The sequence below is a fragment of the Pandoraea apista genome, from assembly GCF_001465595.2.
Lineage (GTDB): Bacteria > Pseudomonadota > Gammaproteobacteria > Burkholderiales > Burkholderiaceae > Pandoraea > Pandoraea apista.
In genome coordinates this window covers 1,975,013-1,988,658 of sequence record NZ_CP013481.2, presented here as the reverse complement: position 1 = coordinate 1,988,658, position 13,646 = coordinate 1,975,013, and the positions used below count along the sequence as shown (strand labels likewise).

The 13,646-nt window shown below is 59.8% G+C and carries 22 protein-coding genes; 15 read left to right on the top strand and 7 right to left on the bottom strand.

Going from position 1 to position 13,646, the window contains the following annotated elements; all coding sequences use genetic code 11:
- Window positions 1-87: 87 nt before the first annotated feature.
- From AT395_RS09075 to AT395_RS09050, 6 genes are all read right to left on the bottom strand, one after another.
- Window positions 88-660 carry a hypothetical protein gene (locus tag AT395_RS09075; RefSeq protein ID WP_048629055.1) on the bottom strand — a complete coding sequence of 191 codons (573 nt, stop codon included), beginning with the start codon at window positions 658-660 and terminating at the stop codon, window positions 88-90.
- Window positions 657-1,229: a RuvC family protein gene (locus AT395_RS09070; protein WP_048629054.1), complete on the bottom strand. Its 573-nt coding sequence runs from the start codon at window positions 1,227-1,229 to the stop codon at window positions 657-659. Before AT395_RS09070 ends, AT395_RS09075 begins: the two co-directional genes overlap by 4 nt.
- The gene (locus tag AT395_RS09065) at window positions 1,226-1,753 is read right to left on the bottom strand and encodes a hypothetical protein (RefSeq protein WP_048629053.1); all 528 of its coding nucleotides are present in this window, start codon (window positions 1,751-1,753) and stop codon (window positions 1,226-1,228) included. The genes AT395_RS09070 and AT395_RS09065 overlap by 4 nt, the downstream gene beginning before the upstream one ends.
- Window positions 1,750-2,697, bottom strand: a complete 948-nt coding sequence (locus tag AT395_RS09060) for a hypothetical protein (RefSeq protein ID WP_156219714.1) — start codon at window positions 2,695-2,697, stop codon at window positions 1,750-1,752. Before AT395_RS09060 ends, AT395_RS09065 begins: the two co-directional genes overlap by 4 nt.
- A 56-nt stretch (window positions 2,698-2,753) precedes the next feature.
- Entirely contained in the window at window positions 2,754-3,053 is a 300-nt protein-coding gene (locus AT395_RS09055) for a hypothetical protein (protein ID WP_048629052.1), read from the bottom strand.
- Between the two features lie 134 nt (window positions 3,054-3,187).
- Window positions 3,188-3,697 (bottom strand): YmfL family putative regulatory protein, encoded by a 510-nt coding sequence (locus AT395_RS09050; protein WP_156219712.1) that lies wholly within the window; start codon window positions 3,695-3,697, stop codon window positions 3,188-3,190.
- Between AT395_RS09050 and AT395_RS09045 the strand changes: the two genes are divergently transcribed.
- Entirely contained in the window at window positions 3,690-4,139 is a 450-nt protein-coding gene (locus AT395_RS09045; RefSeq protein ID WP_156219710.1) for a hypothetical protein, read from the top strand. The two genes, AT395_RS09050 and AT395_RS09045, sit on opposite strands and share 8 nt — an antisense overlap.
- Window positions 4,140-4,151: 12 nt before the next feature.
- On the opposite strand, the gene AT395_RS09040 is transcribed toward AT395_RS09045, so the two are convergent.
- Entirely contained in the window at window positions 4,152-4,358 is a 207-nt protein-coding gene (locus AT395_RS09040) for a Cro/CI family transcriptional regulator (RefSeq protein ID WP_048629050.1), read from the bottom strand.
- Window positions 4,359-4,451: 93 nt separating this feature from the next.
- On the opposite strand from AT395_RS09040, the gene AT395_RS09035 reads away from it, so the two are divergent.
- The 14 genes from AT395_RS09035 (at window position 4,452) to AT395_RS08970 (ending at window position 13,557) form a co-directional block, all read left to right on the top strand.
- Window positions 4,452-5,120, top strand: coding sequence for a LexA family protein (locus tag AT395_RS09035; protein WP_048629049.1), 669 nt, complete (start codon window positions 4,452-4,454; stop codon window positions 5,118-5,120).
- 32 nt (window positions 5,121-5,152) lie between these two features.
- Window positions 5,153-5,554 (top strand): hypothetical protein, encoded by a 402-nt coding sequence (locus AT395_RS09030; RefSeq protein ID WP_231606128.1) that lies wholly within the window; start codon window positions 5,153-5,155, stop codon window positions 5,552-5,554.
- A gap of 676 nt (window positions 5,555-6,230) precedes the next feature.
- Complete coding sequence (locus AT395_RS09025) at window positions 6,231-6,995, top strand: hypothetical protein (RefSeq protein WP_058375177.1); 765 nt, start codon at window positions 6,231-6,233, stop codon at window positions 6,993-6,995.
- A gap of 9 nt (window positions 6,996-7,004) precedes the next feature.
- On the top strand, window positions 7,005-7,403 hold the full coding sequence (locus AT395_RS09020; RefSeq protein WP_048629046.1) for a hypothetical protein: 399 nt from the start codon (window positions 7,005-7,007) through the stop codon (window positions 7,401-7,403).
- The gene (locus AT395_RS09015; protein WP_048629045.1) at window positions 7,396-7,626 is read left to right on the top strand and encodes a hypothetical protein; all 231 of its coding nucleotides are present in this window, start codon (window positions 7,396-7,398) and stop codon (window positions 7,624-7,626) included. Before AT395_RS09020 ends, AT395_RS09015 begins: the two co-directional genes overlap by 8 nt.
- Window positions 7,623-7,784: a hypothetical protein gene (locus AT395_RS25520; RefSeq protein ID WP_156219709.1), complete on the top strand. Its 162-nt coding sequence runs from the start codon at window positions 7,623-7,625 to the stop codon at window positions 7,782-7,784. Before AT395_RS09015 ends, AT395_RS25520 begins: the two co-directional genes overlap by 4 nt.
- 2 nt (window positions 7,785-7,786) lie before the next feature.
- Complete coding sequence (locus tag AT395_RS09010) at window positions 7,787-8,674, top strand: PD-(D/E)XK nuclease-like domain-containing protein (protein ID WP_048629044.1); 888 nt, start codon at window positions 7,787-7,789, stop codon at window positions 8,672-8,674.
- On the top strand, window positions 8,664-9,257 hold the full coding sequence (locus tag AT395_RS09005; protein ID WP_048629043.1) for a hypothetical protein: 594 nt from the start codon (window positions 8,664-8,666) through the stop codon (window positions 9,255-9,257). The genes AT395_RS09010 and AT395_RS09005 overlap by 11 nt, the downstream gene beginning before the upstream one ends.
- Window positions 9,258-9,283: 26 nt before the next feature.
- Complete coding sequence (locus AT395_RS09000) at window positions 9,284-9,814, top strand: hypothetical protein (protein WP_048629042.1); 531 nt, start codon at window positions 9,284-9,286, stop codon at window positions 9,812-9,814.
- 1 nt (window position 9,815) lies between these two features.
- Window positions 9,816-10,007 carry a hypothetical protein gene (locus AT395_RS08995; protein WP_048629041.1) on the top strand — a complete coding sequence of 64 codons (192 nt, stop codon included), beginning with the start codon at window positions 9,816-9,818 and terminating at the stop codon, window positions 10,005-10,007.
- On the top strand, window positions 10,004-11,515 hold the full coding sequence (locus tag AT395_RS08990; protein ID WP_048629040.1) for a hypothetical protein: 1,512 nt from the start codon (window positions 10,004-10,006) through the stop codon (window positions 11,513-11,515). Before AT395_RS08995 ends, AT395_RS08990 begins: the two co-directional genes overlap by 4 nt.
- Window positions 11,512-12,219: an HNH endonuclease gene (locus AT395_RS08985; RefSeq protein ID WP_072632800.1), complete on the top strand. Its 708-nt coding sequence runs from the start codon at window positions 11,512-11,514 to the stop codon at window positions 12,217-12,219. The genes AT395_RS08990 and AT395_RS08985 overlap by 4 nt, the downstream gene beginning before the upstream one ends.
- A gap of 286 nt (window positions 12,220-12,505) precedes the next feature.
- Complete coding sequence (locus AT395_RS08975; RefSeq protein WP_048629038.1) at window positions 12,506-12,694, top strand: hypothetical protein; 189 nt, start codon at window positions 12,506-12,508, stop codon at window positions 12,692-12,694.
- Window positions 12,695-13,158: 464 nt separating this feature from the next.
- Window positions 13,159-13,557, top strand: coding sequence for a hypothetical protein (locus AT395_RS08970; RefSeq protein ID WP_058375313.1), 399 nt, complete (start codon window positions 13,159-13,161; stop codon window positions 13,555-13,557).
- Window positions 13,558-13,646 lie beyond the last annotated feature (89 nt).

The following is a 13,646-nucleotide window of genomic DNA, read 5'->3' as shown; positions in this document are numbered from 1 at the left end:
CGATGGCGATTCCGAGCGCCGAGCAAGCGGCGATGAGCACGCAGGCGAGCCCGACGAAGACGAGGATTGCGCCGATTGGGTCGCGCATCACGCACCCCCGAACAGAGCGGCTGTGAGCGGGTCACGGCGCACGAGCTTGCCGGTACGCGTGGCGTAGCGCAGGCGCGCGTTCTGATTGCGACGCAGGTAATGCTCGGGGTTGTCCTTGAGCTTCTTCGCGGTGTTCTTCCACCTCTCGGCACGCGTGAGCGGCACCGGCCTGGGTGCATCCTCACCGGCGCCCAGGGCGTATTGCGGCGCCCACTGCCCCGCCACCGAGTAACGCACCCACTTCGCGATGTGAAGCTCCTTTGCGTCATGGTGCTGGCGCAGCAGAAGCAGCATCTGGCGGCGCGAGTAGCCCGTGACGAGCGCGAGATACTTGGAGTCGGCTGACGGCACCTTGCGCAATTCGCGCTGGATCGCGGGCCATGCGATCGAGGGATTGCGGTATTGGTCGATCTCACGACGCGGCAGGCCCAGAGCACCGCGTGCGCGCTTCGGCACGGCGATCTCGGTGCGTCCGAGTTCGGCAGCGATCTCATCGACCGGCACGTCGCGCGCCCACAGTTCGCAGAGCCGGGCGTCTTGCTCGGGTGTCCAATGCGTGTTTGCGGTCATCGTGCGTTCTCCCGCGTGATGGCCAGCGACAGGATGGCCAGGGCGTCGGCCTCGTTGTCGTCAGCGGGGCGGAAGCCCTTAGCACGCGCAGCGGCGATCATTTCTGGCTTCTTGGCGTTGCCTTTCCCAGCCCAAGCCTTCTTCACCTCGCCAACGCCGACACCCGTCGGTTGCAGATTACGGCCCCCGCACCAATGTTCGAGGTGAGCCAGGAATCCCCCGTAGACATGGGCCGTGACAATCACGTTGGGGTTTTTCTGCGAACCATGCGCCTGAACGTGCTCGAAGTACACGGCGTCAAAATCGCCAACGCTGGAACACAATTCGCTCAGGTGTGCCCGGAATTTGTTCCACCTCAACGCGCGTCCGGTGAACCCACCATTCGAGGTGGAACACGAGACGCTGCCGCTACGCACCACGCCATTCCGGTCCACCGTCGCCCAGCCGAGCTTCGTGCCGAGGTCGAGCGCGAGGATCGAACGGCACGTGTCAAACGTGCGCGCGCGCGCGAGGTCCGGGAATTCGTCCATCTCGCCGGGGTATGCCGGCATTTCATCGAAAAGTGTCATTCGGCCATCTCCGGGATGAGGGATTGAACGGCTGGCGGCGTGAACGGCAGTTCAGCAGTGGGCACCGAGCGCACCTTCGCCTTTTCGAGGTTCGCCGTGCATTCGGCGATGAGGGTCAGGTAGAGCCGCTCTGTCCAGTGCTTGATCGATTGCTGCTCGTTGATCGTGCGAACGTGATCGACGAAGGCATGCTCTTTTCGATCAAACACCTTCACGGAGCGCGTCTGGTTCGCGGGTGCCAAGTCGGGGCGCCCCATGCGTGCCATCGCATCGGATGCAGCACGGTGACGGCCGTTGACCCAGTCGAAAGGGTGAATCGTCGCGGCGTTGAGGTACGCACGGACGAACGCCGAGCGCTCGTGCATGCGGCGCGTGACCTCCTGCCAGTGCATCGGCAGGACATGCGCGTGACAGCCGCATAGCCAGTCCGCCCCGGTCTTCGTGGTGCCGGCGAGCATGCAGCCGTGAGCGGCGCAAAGCCACTTCGGGCCGTTGTCCTGCGAGGTCGTGGTGGTATCGCTCATGCTGCGGCTCCTCGTGAGTTTTCGGCCTGCTTGCGCTTGATCCGATCGATGTACGAGTCTCGAGACTCCCCGACGCGCGCCTCGCCAGCGCCGCATTCGCGGCCGGCCTGCGTGAGTTGTGTGTCGTTGAGCGTGTGTAGCGGTGGTGCTTTGGGCTTAGGCGGGGGGCGCCGGTGCTTCTCGACGAACGAGCGCACGAAGCCTGCGTTGACGGGCGTGGGGTCCGACGCCTTGTCGCGTTCGCTCACGGCATCGTCGTAGGCTGCACGCAGTTCCACGGCGGTGATGCTCATGGACGCCAGGTCCAGCACCGGCTGGGTCGACGCATTCAGCCCCTTGGGAAACTTGCCCCGCTCTCGTTCCCAGGCGATCAATCGTTTCGAAACGTCGACGGCGACGAGAAGCGAATTTTCGTCATTCGCGGGAGGTGTACCACCGTCGTTGTTAGAACCTAATTCCTTTCGACTCGACTCGACTCGACTCGACTCCGTCGGCGAGTTGTCGTCGAGCGGTCGGCGATCATTCGGCGACTTGTCGTCGACATCTCCACGACTACTCGTCGAATTTGACGATGAGATGCGGGTTTTGCGGCGCGCCGGCGCGTTTGCAGGGAGCGTGCCGTCGGGACGAGGGTGCGTGTAGGTCGGCTTTTCGATCTTCTGGTGATGCCAGCCGGTAACAATCCAAAATGCCTCGCCGTCGACTTCGTACTCTTCGACGAGACCGATCGACACCAATTCGTCGACCAGTCGGCGAATGTCCAACGAGGTCAAATCATCTGCGGGGAAGACTTCGGCTTTGAGGCGCTTCGGGCTGGCTGGGTGGATTCCTGCGTCATCGCAGAAATTCCACATGCCGATGAACAAGAGCCGCGCGTCGCGCGACAGCTCCATAACCTGCTCAGAGGTCCAGAATTCGGGCTTGGTAGAGCGGATGCGGGCCATTTAGACCCCCATCCGAAAGCGATTGCCCGCGCCATTGCGGCACGGGAGACGATGAATCAGTCGCGCTTTTTGCGTGACATGATGTGCTCGACGTTGTCGGAGAACACCATATTCAACCAAGTGTCCATGTCGGACTCCACTCGATCGGCAAGATGAAGCCATTCCTCGACCCAACGCGCCCATTCCTCGTTGAGTGGTTCGCCGTCCACGAGTGAGCGATGCAGAGCAACAATCACGCCGATTGCATCGTGGAGACTGCTCCCAGCTTTCGCCTCGGAATACAGTTTGTCCCAGTACTTCCTTTGGAATTCGCGCTCTTCGCGTAATTCCTCGGATGGCTTCTTTGTGCTGTCCATATTGGTCCGTTCCGGTCAATGAATTAGGAACGTCATCATACAAGGCGCGCATCGTTCACCCCCTCCGACGCAGCACGAACCACGTCACGGCGACGATGCAGACGATGGGCACGGCGGCAATGATGTCGGCCATGTCACACCACCCGCACGCTCGGAGCGCGCTGCGGCGTGGTGCCGCTACCAGTAGATGGGCGGCAGTAAATCACCTCGGTGAGGCTCTGGATCTGCTGCACCGTCTGGTGTATCTGGTTGCCAAGGCGCTTCAGGTCGGATTTCTCCTGTTCGTCGACTTCACCGTCTTCGGTCGCTTCCTGATGGCGCTGTGCGAGCGCGCCAAACTCCGTCGTAAGGCGCATGAAGAGGCCAAGCAATTCCTCGTTGTCAGGCTGCTCAGTCGGCTCTGGAAGACGCACCAAGACGCTATTGCGCTCGGATGCCCAAGCGTGAAGGATTCGCTCGTCGCCGGTCAGGTCGGTCATGTTCACCGCCTCGGCCAGCGATAGAACGTTGCGGTTCTCCGGGGTCCGATTGCGGTTGACCTTGTTGCGCAGTAGTGCGGCTGAGATGCCCATGCGAGGTGCGAGCGATTCGGAACCGCCCTTGTAGTCATGGACGAGGTGATATGCAGCGTCGGATGTGTTCACGGATCAGTCTCGCGAATGTTGTGCGGTGCAGCGTCGCGCGGGAAACTTCATCCCAAGCGACAACGAAACGGCGGAGTTCTCGGCCATGCGAGAATTAATGCCGGCTTGCAGGCCATCGACATTAACTTTCATCAGTGAGGACTCCATGAAAGAAGGGAAGCAACAGCCACTCAACCCGGATGACGTTGCAGCAGTGATCCAGGCATTCAGCAATACGGTTTTGATGCAGCAAGCGAAAATCGACCTGCTGGAGCGGGCAATGCATTTGCTCTTGGAAAGAGCGCAACACAAATCACAAATTGCGTTAGCGCTACGTCAATCGGCGAACGACCTTGGAGATGCGTTTTCGAGCCACCCGCTGTCAGCGCCATATGACGAGAAGCTGACGCTCTCGCTTGCTGCGATGCTTGAAGTGCTCGGAGAGCCACCTTCCCGCGTATGACCGATCGGTTGTTCACGCCGCAACCTGATCGGGTTGATTAATGAAGCCATCAGGAACGGACTTACCGTTTTGAACTGCGGCGCCGATCACCATTGCCGTGCGTTGCTGGTCGAGCTGATCGGGCCACTGAGACACGGCGCCCTTCGTGATGCCGAGCGCTCGAGCAAGCGCAGCACCGCTGCCAAAAATGGCCGTGGCCTGCTGTTTCGTTAGGTTCATATCGTCGGCTCCAATAGGTCTTGCCGAGAGTATAGAACCCTAAACTGAATTTGGAAAGTGCTCTAAACCACGATTCGTTTAGATTTCTATCCCATGAGCACACTTGACCAACGAATCCAAACCATCATCGACGAGACCGGCGCCGAGCAAATCGAGATCGCGACGGCGGCCGGCGTCACTAAGGGAACCGTCAACCAGTGGCTGGATGGGAAGATAAAGTCGATAAAGCTTGAGTATGCGATTGGCATCCAAAAGCGCTATGGATACAACGCCGTATGGATCGTCATGGGTGAAGGTGACAAGAAAGTCGGCACAGCCGGATTCGCAAATGTGGCTCCAGCGCAGGTTGGGGAACGCCGTGTTCCTCTCATCAGTAGCGTGCAAGCTGGTCTGATGACAGAGGTAGTCGATCCGTTTCCGCCAGGCGGCGCATTCGAATACCTTTTGACGGATCTAGACCTGTCCGATCATGCCTTCGCACTTGAGATCGAAGGAAACTCGATGCTGCCCGAGTTTCATCCTGGTGACCGCGTGATTGTTGATCCAGCAATCCATCCACGGCCCGGCGATTTCGTCGTTGCGAAGAATGGTCGCGAAGAAGCGACCTTCAAAAAGTACCGGGCGCGCGGTATCGGAGCACACGGCCGAGAGGCTTTCGAGTTGGTCCCACTGAATCCAGATTATCCGACCATCAGCAGCGATCATGAGCCGGTGCGCATCATTGGTGTAATGATGGAGCACCGTCGCTATAGAAAACGATAACTGTTTGGGCGCAAGCCTACTTCGGAGAGTTAATGAAAAGAATCATCTGCGGAGCCGCACTGGCATTCGCGCTTACGGGATGTGCAACTTATGACTTGTCGCTAATGCCGAGAGGGCCCGGGAAGATGGCTTTTGGAACGGCCAAGCAGGTCGACAAAAGTGTATCTATCACGATCAACGAGCGCGTCTACGACGGGAAGTTTTCCTATATGCAGGGTGGCGCGTTCACGCTTGGAACGGCCTTCTCGGGAGGCCAAGTCACGACTGGCAATGCGATCGGTATCAGCGCAACCGGGAACGGCAACGTACTCGCGCAATCGCAGGACGGTCACAATCTCCGCTGCGTTTTCTCGTTCAGTGGCTGGAGCCAAGCCGGGACTGGCACTTGCATAACCGACGATCAACAGATTTATGACCTGCAAATATCGCGATGACCAGCGTGCGTCTCGTCCATTGAGCTGATCGCTCGTTCCGACAGATCCCGCCTCGGCGGGATTTTTTTGTGATATTGGTTTAGACTACTTGACCATTGCAGAATAGTTTTCTAAACTCGCCTCACATCCACACGGAATGCGAGGCGAGCAGATGCCAGCCTCGAAGCTCTTTGACAACTTGGGAATCAGGAGAGGGGGCGCGGCCTTGGGAAGTGGCGCGTGAAGCCCGGCGTCTTTCGACGCCGGGGGCCTACTAGCTGAAAAGGAACATGAGCAGTGCGATCAGTGCATGCAACTGCTTGTAGTTCAGTTTCAGTTTGAGTGTCAGCTCGAACATGGCAATAGCCCTGTTTTCGCTGGCAGGCCTGCCAACTGTTGAGGGTTGGCATTTGTAGAGCGCCGTGCCTGGCGCTTGCGGTTCACGTGTCTAGAATCGTTCCCCGCATCTGTTACGGCGTTATCCCTTTCGGGGCGCTTTCGCAGATTCGATCCACGGAGATTGGGTAGCCAACGCCCGTTACGGTCGGCGGCACCTAAGCGCCCACACACCGTGGACCATTAGCGGCTTGTGAGGCCACAACTGGGATTCACGGTCCCAGCGACGCCATCATAGCAAAGCCGGTCAGCCCCCTCCCCTGATTCTCAGGTTGCCAAAGCATTTACTTGCGAGGCACACATGCAACCCACCAGCAGCACCATTGATCTCGAAACCGTAGTCCTGAGCGCTGGCGCTCACGAGGCTGATAGCGGCGAACACTGCCTGCTCGAAGTCGTGAGCCTGTTCGCGGGCGAATCCTTCGGCGATTCCCCGGCGTGCGTCGATCCGGTTCTGGCCGCGTTCGGCCGAGCTTGGAACGACGGCATGCGCACTGACGAAGAGCGCGCCCAACTCAAGCAGTACATCCCGTTGCTCGTCGGCACCGCTGGCTCGAAAGAACTCTCCGAAAAGCGCTCGTGGATGGCCTTCGACTGGCTGGTGCGCGTGCACTGCGCTGCTTGGCTTGCTCTTACGCCTGCGCTGAAGGTTCACGCCGACATCCTGGTGTCTCTGCCGGCCATCACTTGCCGCGCTGAACTCGATATTGCTTTGCCCAAGATCAAGGAGGCACGGGCCGCCGCACGGGACGCCGCATGGGCCGCCGCAGGGGACGCCGCAGGGGCCGCCGCACGGGCCGCCGCATGGGCCGCCGCATGGGCCGCCGCAGGGGACGCCGCAGGGGACGCCGCACGGGACGCCGCAGGGGCCGCCGCAGGGGACGCCGCAGGGGACGCCGCAGGGGACGCCGCATGGGCCGCCGCATGGGCCGCCGCAGGGGACGCCGCAGGGGACGCCGCACGGGACGCCGCAGGGGCCGCCGCAGGGGACGCCCTCGAGCCCACCGTAAAAACTCTTCAGGTCAGCGCACACGAGTTGTTCGCCCGCATGATCGACGCAAAGTGAGGTGACAAGATGACCGCACCCCTACCCTTCACCGCGGCGCACCGCCGGTTCCCGCTGGGATCGGCGAAAGCGGCTGCTCATCCCGAAGAGTTTCGGGAACAAGTTGACGCCCGGGCTTCACTGATCGAGCGCGCATGCCTGATCTCCGACGTGACCGAAGCGCTGGGCTCGCTGGCGCTGCCGGAAGACATGACCGTGATCTGCGCGGCTTTCCGCTCTGGCTATCCCGATGCACTCGGGCCGGTGCTCGTCCGCATGCTCCGCCGCGAGTGGCGCGAGCTTGCCGACGTCGAGATCACGCGCGAACTGAACGACGTCGAGCGTGGCGTCGCGGCGCCTGATGCGATTCCTTCCTACGTTCTGGCGCGCGAGGTGGCTATCGCTCAGATGGGAGGGTGCCATGGGTGACATCGCCGAAATGATGCTCGATGGCACGCCCTGCGAGGGGTGCGGGACGTATCTCGGCCGCGTCGACGGTTTCCCGCAGCGCTGCCGAAGCTGCACGAAGGATGCCCCGTCCGGAGTGATCCAGTCGCCGAAGGTTGCCTGTCAGCGCTGCGGACGCCGGGTGAAAGCATCCGGACTGATGGATCACATCCGTGATGCGCATCCCGAACGAGGTGCCGCATGAACCTCCTCCGCCGCCTTGACCGATTCGCCAATCGTCGCCCGTTCCTCGCTGGCACCGTCGCCGCCGTTGTGCTGTTCTGCCTGTATGGCATCGTCGGCTCGATGGATTACGCCGACGCCATGCGCGCCGCGCAGCCCGTCGTTTTTCGGAGCGTATGACCATGAGCCAAGACAGCGCCCTCGTGGTCGGCATGCCGATCGATCAGTACCACGCCGACACGGAATCCATCTCGAAGACTGGCCTTGATCTGATTGCGCGCGCCCCGGCCATCTACTACGCCCGCATGCTCGACCCGCAGTACGAGCGCGTCGCGGAGAAGCTGGGCGAAGACTGCGAAGAGACGAAGCCGGGCCAGTTGGAAGGCACGCTAGCGCACTGCGCGATTCTCGAGCCTGACGAGTTTGGCAAACGCTATGCCATCGGGCCGGCCGTGCGCCGCAATACGAAAGAGTGGAAGGCATTCGAAGAGAAAGCGCGCGCTGACGGGAAGATCGCAATCAAGGGCACGCAGTACAACACGGCGATGTATCAGGCTGATTCTGCTCACCGTCATCCACGCGTGAACGAGATTCTGTCTGGCTTCTATCAGGTGGAAGTGTCCGCGTATTGGACCGATCCGCAGACAGGTGTCAGGTGCCGTTGCCGTCCGGACGTCGCAAAACAGATCGATGCCACATCGTCCGTTCTGATGGACGTCAAGACGTTCTCCAGTGCTGATGCCAACGAGTTCAGCAGACAAGCCGCTCGCAAGCGCTACCACGTACAAGACCCGTTCTACACGCAGGGATACGAAATCGCGTCGGGCACGAACGTCGAAGACTTCCTGTTTTGCGTGATCGAAACCGAATGGCCGTTCGCAGTTCAGGTGTTCTCGCTCGACGACGAGAGCCGGACCGAGGGCTACAACGAAGTGCATCGCAACCTCGACGTGTACGAGCGATGCCTGCGCACAGGCGTCTGGCCCGGGTATGGCACAGAAGTGACCAAGATCCGACTACCCGCCTACGCCCTGACTTACGAAGAAGTGGAGATTTCCTATGCCGAATGACATCACCGACTTGCGGCACACCGTCGTGCCCAAGAGCGACCAGTTGAACGCCGAGCAATTGCTTACCGCTGACATGACCATCACCGTGACCGACGTGCGTGTCGGCGGCGGCGCAGATCAACCGGTCAGCATCCATTACCAGAACGACGACGGGCGCCCGTTCAAGCCATGCAAGACGATGCGCAAGCTGCTGATTTTCGCGTGGGGCGAAGACGGCCGGCGCTGGATCGGCAAGTCCATGACGCTATTCAACGAGCCGAGCGTGAAGTTTGGCGGCGAAGTGGTTGGCGGCATCCGCATCAGCCATCTGAGCGATATCGAGAAAGATATCGCCGTATCGCTCACGTCGACGAAGGGCAAGAAGGCCCAGCACTTCGTGAAGCGCCTCGTCATGACACCGGCTGTGACGCTGGAAGAAGTTCTCAAGGCCATCGCAGCGATGAGCGACAGAAAGTCGCGCGAGGCTGCCAAGAACCTCGCCATGCAGCTTGTCGACGAGGACGACGCCATTGCAGCAACGAACGCTTTCAACGCCCGCGTCGCTGAACTGCGCGGCCCCATAGCACCGTCCGACAGCCAGTAACCCGCCACCTCCCGGAGATACCCAACATGTTCGAAATCCTCAACGCTCAGACCGCAAAGCTCGTCAACTACAACCCGCGCGCGGAGAAGCACGGAAAGGTGAAACGCCCCGCCGCCACGATGCGCGTGCAAGTCGTGATGCAGGCTCGCTCACTCGACATGCTGGCGCCTGGCTTGTACGACTCACTCTACATGCAGATCGAAAACCCGGAAGACATGCTCGCCACCAGCACCCGTCGGTTCTCGAAGATGGCCCCGTTCGCATGGTCGTTCGAGGGTAAGGGCTACGTCGCTACAGTCGATTACGGCCTCGGCGGTGAGAGCGATATCGAACTGGTCGAGTGCACCGTCAAAAACATCAAGGTGACGCCGGAAGAGAATGACATCGTTATCTACGACTTCAACATTAACTGTGCGCCGGACGAGCGCGAGAGCGGCATTCTCGATCACCGCATTCAGCAGGACATCATCATCAAGCTGGTTGCCCCGGAGCCGCAGACTGTCCAGCAGTTGTTCGGGGAAGACATCGAGCAGCACGAGGAAGAGGAAGTCGCCTGATATGCCGGCCATCTCCACAACGACCATGATCAAGTCGCTGGAGCAAATCGCTAGCGACTTGACCGCCGATGAGCGCGCCGCGCTCCAGCCCATGCAGATCGCCATGCACTCCGGAGTCGTCACCCAACTCACCGGCGAGCAGGTCGAAGAGCTTGACGCCATGTACGCCGTTTACTTCGGGAGCACCGTATGAACACCCTTCTGCAACTCTGGCGCGAGGTGTGCGAGCGCTCTCCGGGCCTCGTCAACCCTGATGGAAAGCACCTGATCGTCAGCGAGAGCGACTGCCTGCTGCTCGGCTGCGAGATCGAGCGCACTTGCGCGCCGCCCGCTCCGCCGTCGATTGTCGAGACGCTCGCGCCGACCGATCTCAAGACCGTGACGTTTGATGCGAGCCAGTGGCAACTGGTGCCGAAGAAAGTCACCGACGAGATGGCCGGTGCTTTCATGAATGGCGGCGAATATCCCGGGCGTCTCAAAGGGAAGGCATGGGGTAACGGTAGCGAGGAATGGTATGGAGACCGGGAACGCTTCGATATCGACTACAGCGCCATGCTCGCCGCCGCCCCCACGCCAGCCGCACAGAGCGCAGGGCAAGAGGCGGTAAGCGCATGCAGCGTATGTTATGGCACCGGCTTCGACGTTAACGGTAAGCCATGTGCTTTCCCTCATGTGCCGCTGCGAACTGCTTACACCAACGCCGTGCCCGTGAATGGCGGCGAGTGCAGGGACGAAGCAGGTTTGACAGAAAGCGATTACGCCACGCTTGAGCGTGAACACTTCGGCGACCCGGACAAGCGCACTGGAATCTACGCCGAGCGCGCCGCAGATGCGCAGCAGGTGGGTGGTCGATTGTTGGGCTGGGATGACGCTTGTGTCGTTTTGAATAGTTGGCTCGATAAGAGCGGGGCATCGTTCGATGACCAATGCGATTTGTATTGCCAACTCGCCGCCCTCACGTCTCCCGCGAAGGTGGGCGGCGACCGAGACGCCATCGCCGAACTTATCGGACGTCTCGAAGCTAAGTACGGCATGGAATTCACCGTCACCAAACGTACCGGCGAGAAAACCCATCACGTTGGCTTTGATAGGCATCCGCTGATCGGAAGGGCCGTCGACTATCTGCGCGCCGCGATCACGTCGCCCGCGAAGGTGGGCGGGGATGAGCGGGAGGCCGAGTTAAATTCGTTGGCACATCAATTGAACGCAAGCAACGAGCGTAACGGTCGGTTACGCGAAGCGCTAAAACTCTGTTCTGCTGAGTTGTTCGCAAACTGCGCTGATAGTCCACGCGCAATGTCTTATGTCACGGAAGCACGCGCGGCTTTGGATGCGGATGGTTATGCCCGTGCCGCGCTGTCGGCGGATGGCGGGGATCGCAAGGATGCGGAGCGGTATCGCGTGGCCCGCAGAAATATTAGCCCCGGTCAACTTTCTCGCAACATGGGGCTTAGCTCTCCTAAAGTCGGCTTTGATCCGGGGGCATCGGCGAAATGCGTTGACGCAATATGCGACGCCGCCCTTGGTATAAAAAGCGACGCCGATTCAGACTATCCAGACCTCTATCGTTGGCTTCGCGACGAGCACATCGGAGACGCCCCTGAGTCGATCAATCTAGCACCAGCGAAAACTCCCGGCCTTGATGCAGCAATCCGCGCCGCCATTGCCGCCAAGCAATCCCACCAGGGGGACGAGCAATGAGCCTGTCATTCGAAGTAGCCAATCGATTGCTCTCTTACGACCCGGAAACCGGCGTAATCACGCGCAAGAAAGTCAGACCGGGAAAGGTCGCCACGCACGTGGCACCTTGCGGACATCTCTACGTCTCGTGCGCCGACAAAACTTACCGAGCCCATAGGGTCGCGTGGCTTTTGTATTACGGAGAAGAGCCGAACGGCATCCTAGACCACATCGACATGGATAAGCAGAACAACCGTATCGATAATCTTCGAATAGTCGGAAACTCGGAGAACGCCATCAACCATCGCATCCACGTGGATAACACCTCTGGATATCGAGGCGTCACTTACAACCGACATGCTCGGAAATGGGAAGCCAAGATCGGGCGTCATGGCGTTACACGCCTTGGGTTTTTTGACACCCCTGAAGAAGCCGCCCATGAATTCAACAAGGCCGCTATTCGACTTCACGGCGAATATGCGGTTCTCAATCCTGTCTTCGGTTATATCGAAAGCTCAGACCAGATGCGCCCGCGCTCCAACAATCGTCTTGGGTATCGCGGCGTCGTATCCAAGTCGAATGGCCTGTTCGCCGCCGAAATCCGATTGAAGGGCAGAAAAACCCATCTGGGATATTTCAGCACGCCGCAAGAAGCGCATTCGGCATATGCATCGGCGCGGCTGGCGAAACTAGCCTCGCAGGCAGTGGAGGAGCGGAAATCGTGATCCGAGTCGAATCCACCGACCTATTCGGCGAGCGCGTCGTGACCGAGTTCCGAAAGACGCCTGCGCCGAAAGGCTACGCCGCAACGCCGGGTTCTGGCCCCCAAAGCGAGACGTGCAAGTCCTGCGAGCACTCAGTCGGTACCGGCCGCTGCGGGGGGCGCACCTATTGGAAATGCGAACTGCTGCGCCCATTCTGGACTGGAGGCGCAGGCTCCGACATCCTGCTGCGCTCGCCGGCCTGCAAACACTGGCAGGCCGAGCGCGTCGACGGCGCTAAGGAGGCGTGATGTGCAAAGGAACCTTCGTTCATATCGATACTGCCATCGCTCGGCGACGTGACTTTGCGGTTGCGGAATGTGCCGGCGTGGCTTGGATCGGCATCATCTTCGAAAAGCAAATCAAACTGGCACGACCGGTGCAGAAGCGCGATGTCAGCTATTTCGTGCCAGGAAACGCCGCAAAGGCCCGCTCATGAGACAGAACGAGCACACCGAGTGGTTTCCACCTGAAGTGCAACCAGTACATAAAGGTGTCTACGAGAAACAGAACACTTCTACCGGCACCTTGTTTTTCGCATATTGGAACGGCTACTGGGGGCCGGGCGCTCCATTTCCAGAGGTAGCTCATATGTACCGCTGGCAGGTGAGCGTGCGACCTAACTGGCCATGGCGTGGCCTTGCTAAGGAGACGTGATGCTATTCGTCAGGTTGCATCAACTCTATTGGCCCGTCCGGCTTGCCCACGTTAATCAGCTTGTTACGTCGGCGGCACACGGGGCAGATGAAGTAAATGCCGAGGTCGTCAATCGCAGGCTCAATGCCCTCGAATGGGATCTCAAGTCCACATCGCACGCATTTCCACATGGCGACCTCCCGCACTTTCGAGAAATCCTAGCATGAGACAGAACGAGATCATTCTGGGCGACTGCCGGGAGGTTGTATGAAAGGGGCAACCGCACGGAACGCCCACTGGCAGGCGCGAACCGGCTCATATTCCACGCATGGGTCGCGAACTGGCGCAAATCTGCTTGGCTGGGACATAGGGACAACCGAGCAAATGACCCCAGAACAGGAACGGGATGCGTTGGTCGCGGTTGTAAAAAGAGTGCACGAAAAACTTCGAGACAGAACGATTAGTAAGCAGGAGAGGCGGACTCTTGGACAACAGCAATTTGAGTTAAACAAGCGCATCAATGCTATTCGTCCTGCCATGAAGTGCAAAGGAATCGAGCCATTTTTGCTTGATGTGTTCAGGGAAAAACTGTCTAGAGCCGAATGGGATGCTGCGATGAAGGAAGCGAAACGCAGGCATGCCGCGCAACAGCAGGAAATAGCATGACCACCCACCCGGCCACGGCAAAAAGAAGCCCACGGCATTGCGCGGGCTGAGATCCGATCACCAGGGGCATTTCGGCTTACGGTCATTAC

Coding starts and splice junctions, on each gene's coding strand:
- AT395_RS09005 (WP_048629043.1), top strand. CDS start 8,664: ATGCCGAATGACATCACCGACTTGCGGCACACCGTCGTGCCCAAGAGC.
- AT395_RS09025 (WP_058375177.1), top strand. CDS start 6,231: ATGCAACCCACCAGCAGCACCATTGATCTCGAAACCGTAGTCCTGAGC.
- AT395_RS08985 (WP_072632800.1), top strand. CDS start 11,512: ATGAGCCTGTCATTCGAAGTAGCCAATCGATTGCTCTCTTACGACCCG.
- AT395_RS08990 (WP_048629040.1), top strand. CDS start 10,004: ATGAACACCCTTCTGCAACTCTGGCGCGAGGTGTGCGAGCGCTCTCCG.
- AT395_RS09065 (WP_048629053.1), bottom strand. CDS start 1,753: ATGAGCGATACCACCACGACCTCGCAGGACAACGGCCCGAAGTGGCTT.
- AT395_RS25520 (WP_156219709.1), top strand. CDS start 7,623: ATGAACCTCCTCCGCCGCCTTGACCGATTCGCCAATCGTCGCCCGTTC.
- AT395_RS09015 (WP_048629045.1), top strand. CDS start 7,396: ATGGGTGACATCGCCGAAATGATGCTCGATGGCACGCCCTGCGAGGGG.
- AT395_RS08975 (WP_048629038.1), top strand. CDS start 12,506: ATGTGCAAAGGAACCTTCGTTCATATCGATACTGCCATCGCTCGGCGA.
- AT395_RS09030 (WP_231606128.1), top strand. CDS start 5,153: ATGAAAAGAATCATCTGCGGAGCCGCACTGGCATTCGCGCTTACGGGA.
- AT395_RS09020 (WP_048629046.1), top strand. CDS start 7,005: ATGACCGCACCCCTACCCTTCACCGCGGCGCACCGCCGGTTCCCGCTG.
- AT395_RS08970 (WP_058375313.1), top strand. CDS start 13,159: ATGAAAGGGGCAACCGCACGGAACGCCCACTGGCAGGCGCGAACCGGC.
- AT395_RS09070 (WP_048629054.1), bottom strand. CDS start 1,229: ATGACACTTTTCGATGAAATGCCGGCATACCCCGGCGAGATGGACGAA.
- AT395_RS09040 (WP_048629050.1), bottom strand. CDS start 4,358: ATGAACCTAACGAAACAGCAGGCCACGGCCATTTTTGGCAGCGGTGCT.
- AT395_RS09010 (WP_048629044.1), top strand. CDS start 7,787: ATGAGCCAAGACAGCGCCCTCGTGGTCGGCATGCCGATCGATCAGTAC.
- AT395_RS09060 (WP_156219714.1), bottom strand. CDS start 2,697: ATGGCCCGCATCCGCTCTACCAAGCCCGAATTCTGGACCTCTGAGCAG.
- AT395_RS09055 (WP_048629052.1), bottom strand. CDS start 3,053: ATGGACAGCACAAAGAAGCCATCCGAGGAATTACGCGAAGAGCGCGAA.
- AT395_RS09035 (WP_048629049.1), top strand. CDS start 4,452: ATGAGCACACTTGACCAACGAATCCAAACCATCATCGACGAGACCGGC.
- AT395_RS08995 (WP_048629041.1), top strand. CDS start 9,816: ATGCCGGCCATCTCCACAACGACCATGATCAAGTCGCTGGAGCAAATC.
- AT395_RS09075 (WP_048629055.1), bottom strand. CDS start 660: ATGACCGCAAACACGCATTGGACACCCGAGCAAGACGCCCGGCTCTGC.
- AT395_RS09000 (WP_048629042.1), top strand. CDS start 9,284: ATGTTCGAAATCCTCAACGCTCAGACCGCAAAGCTCGTCAACTACAAC.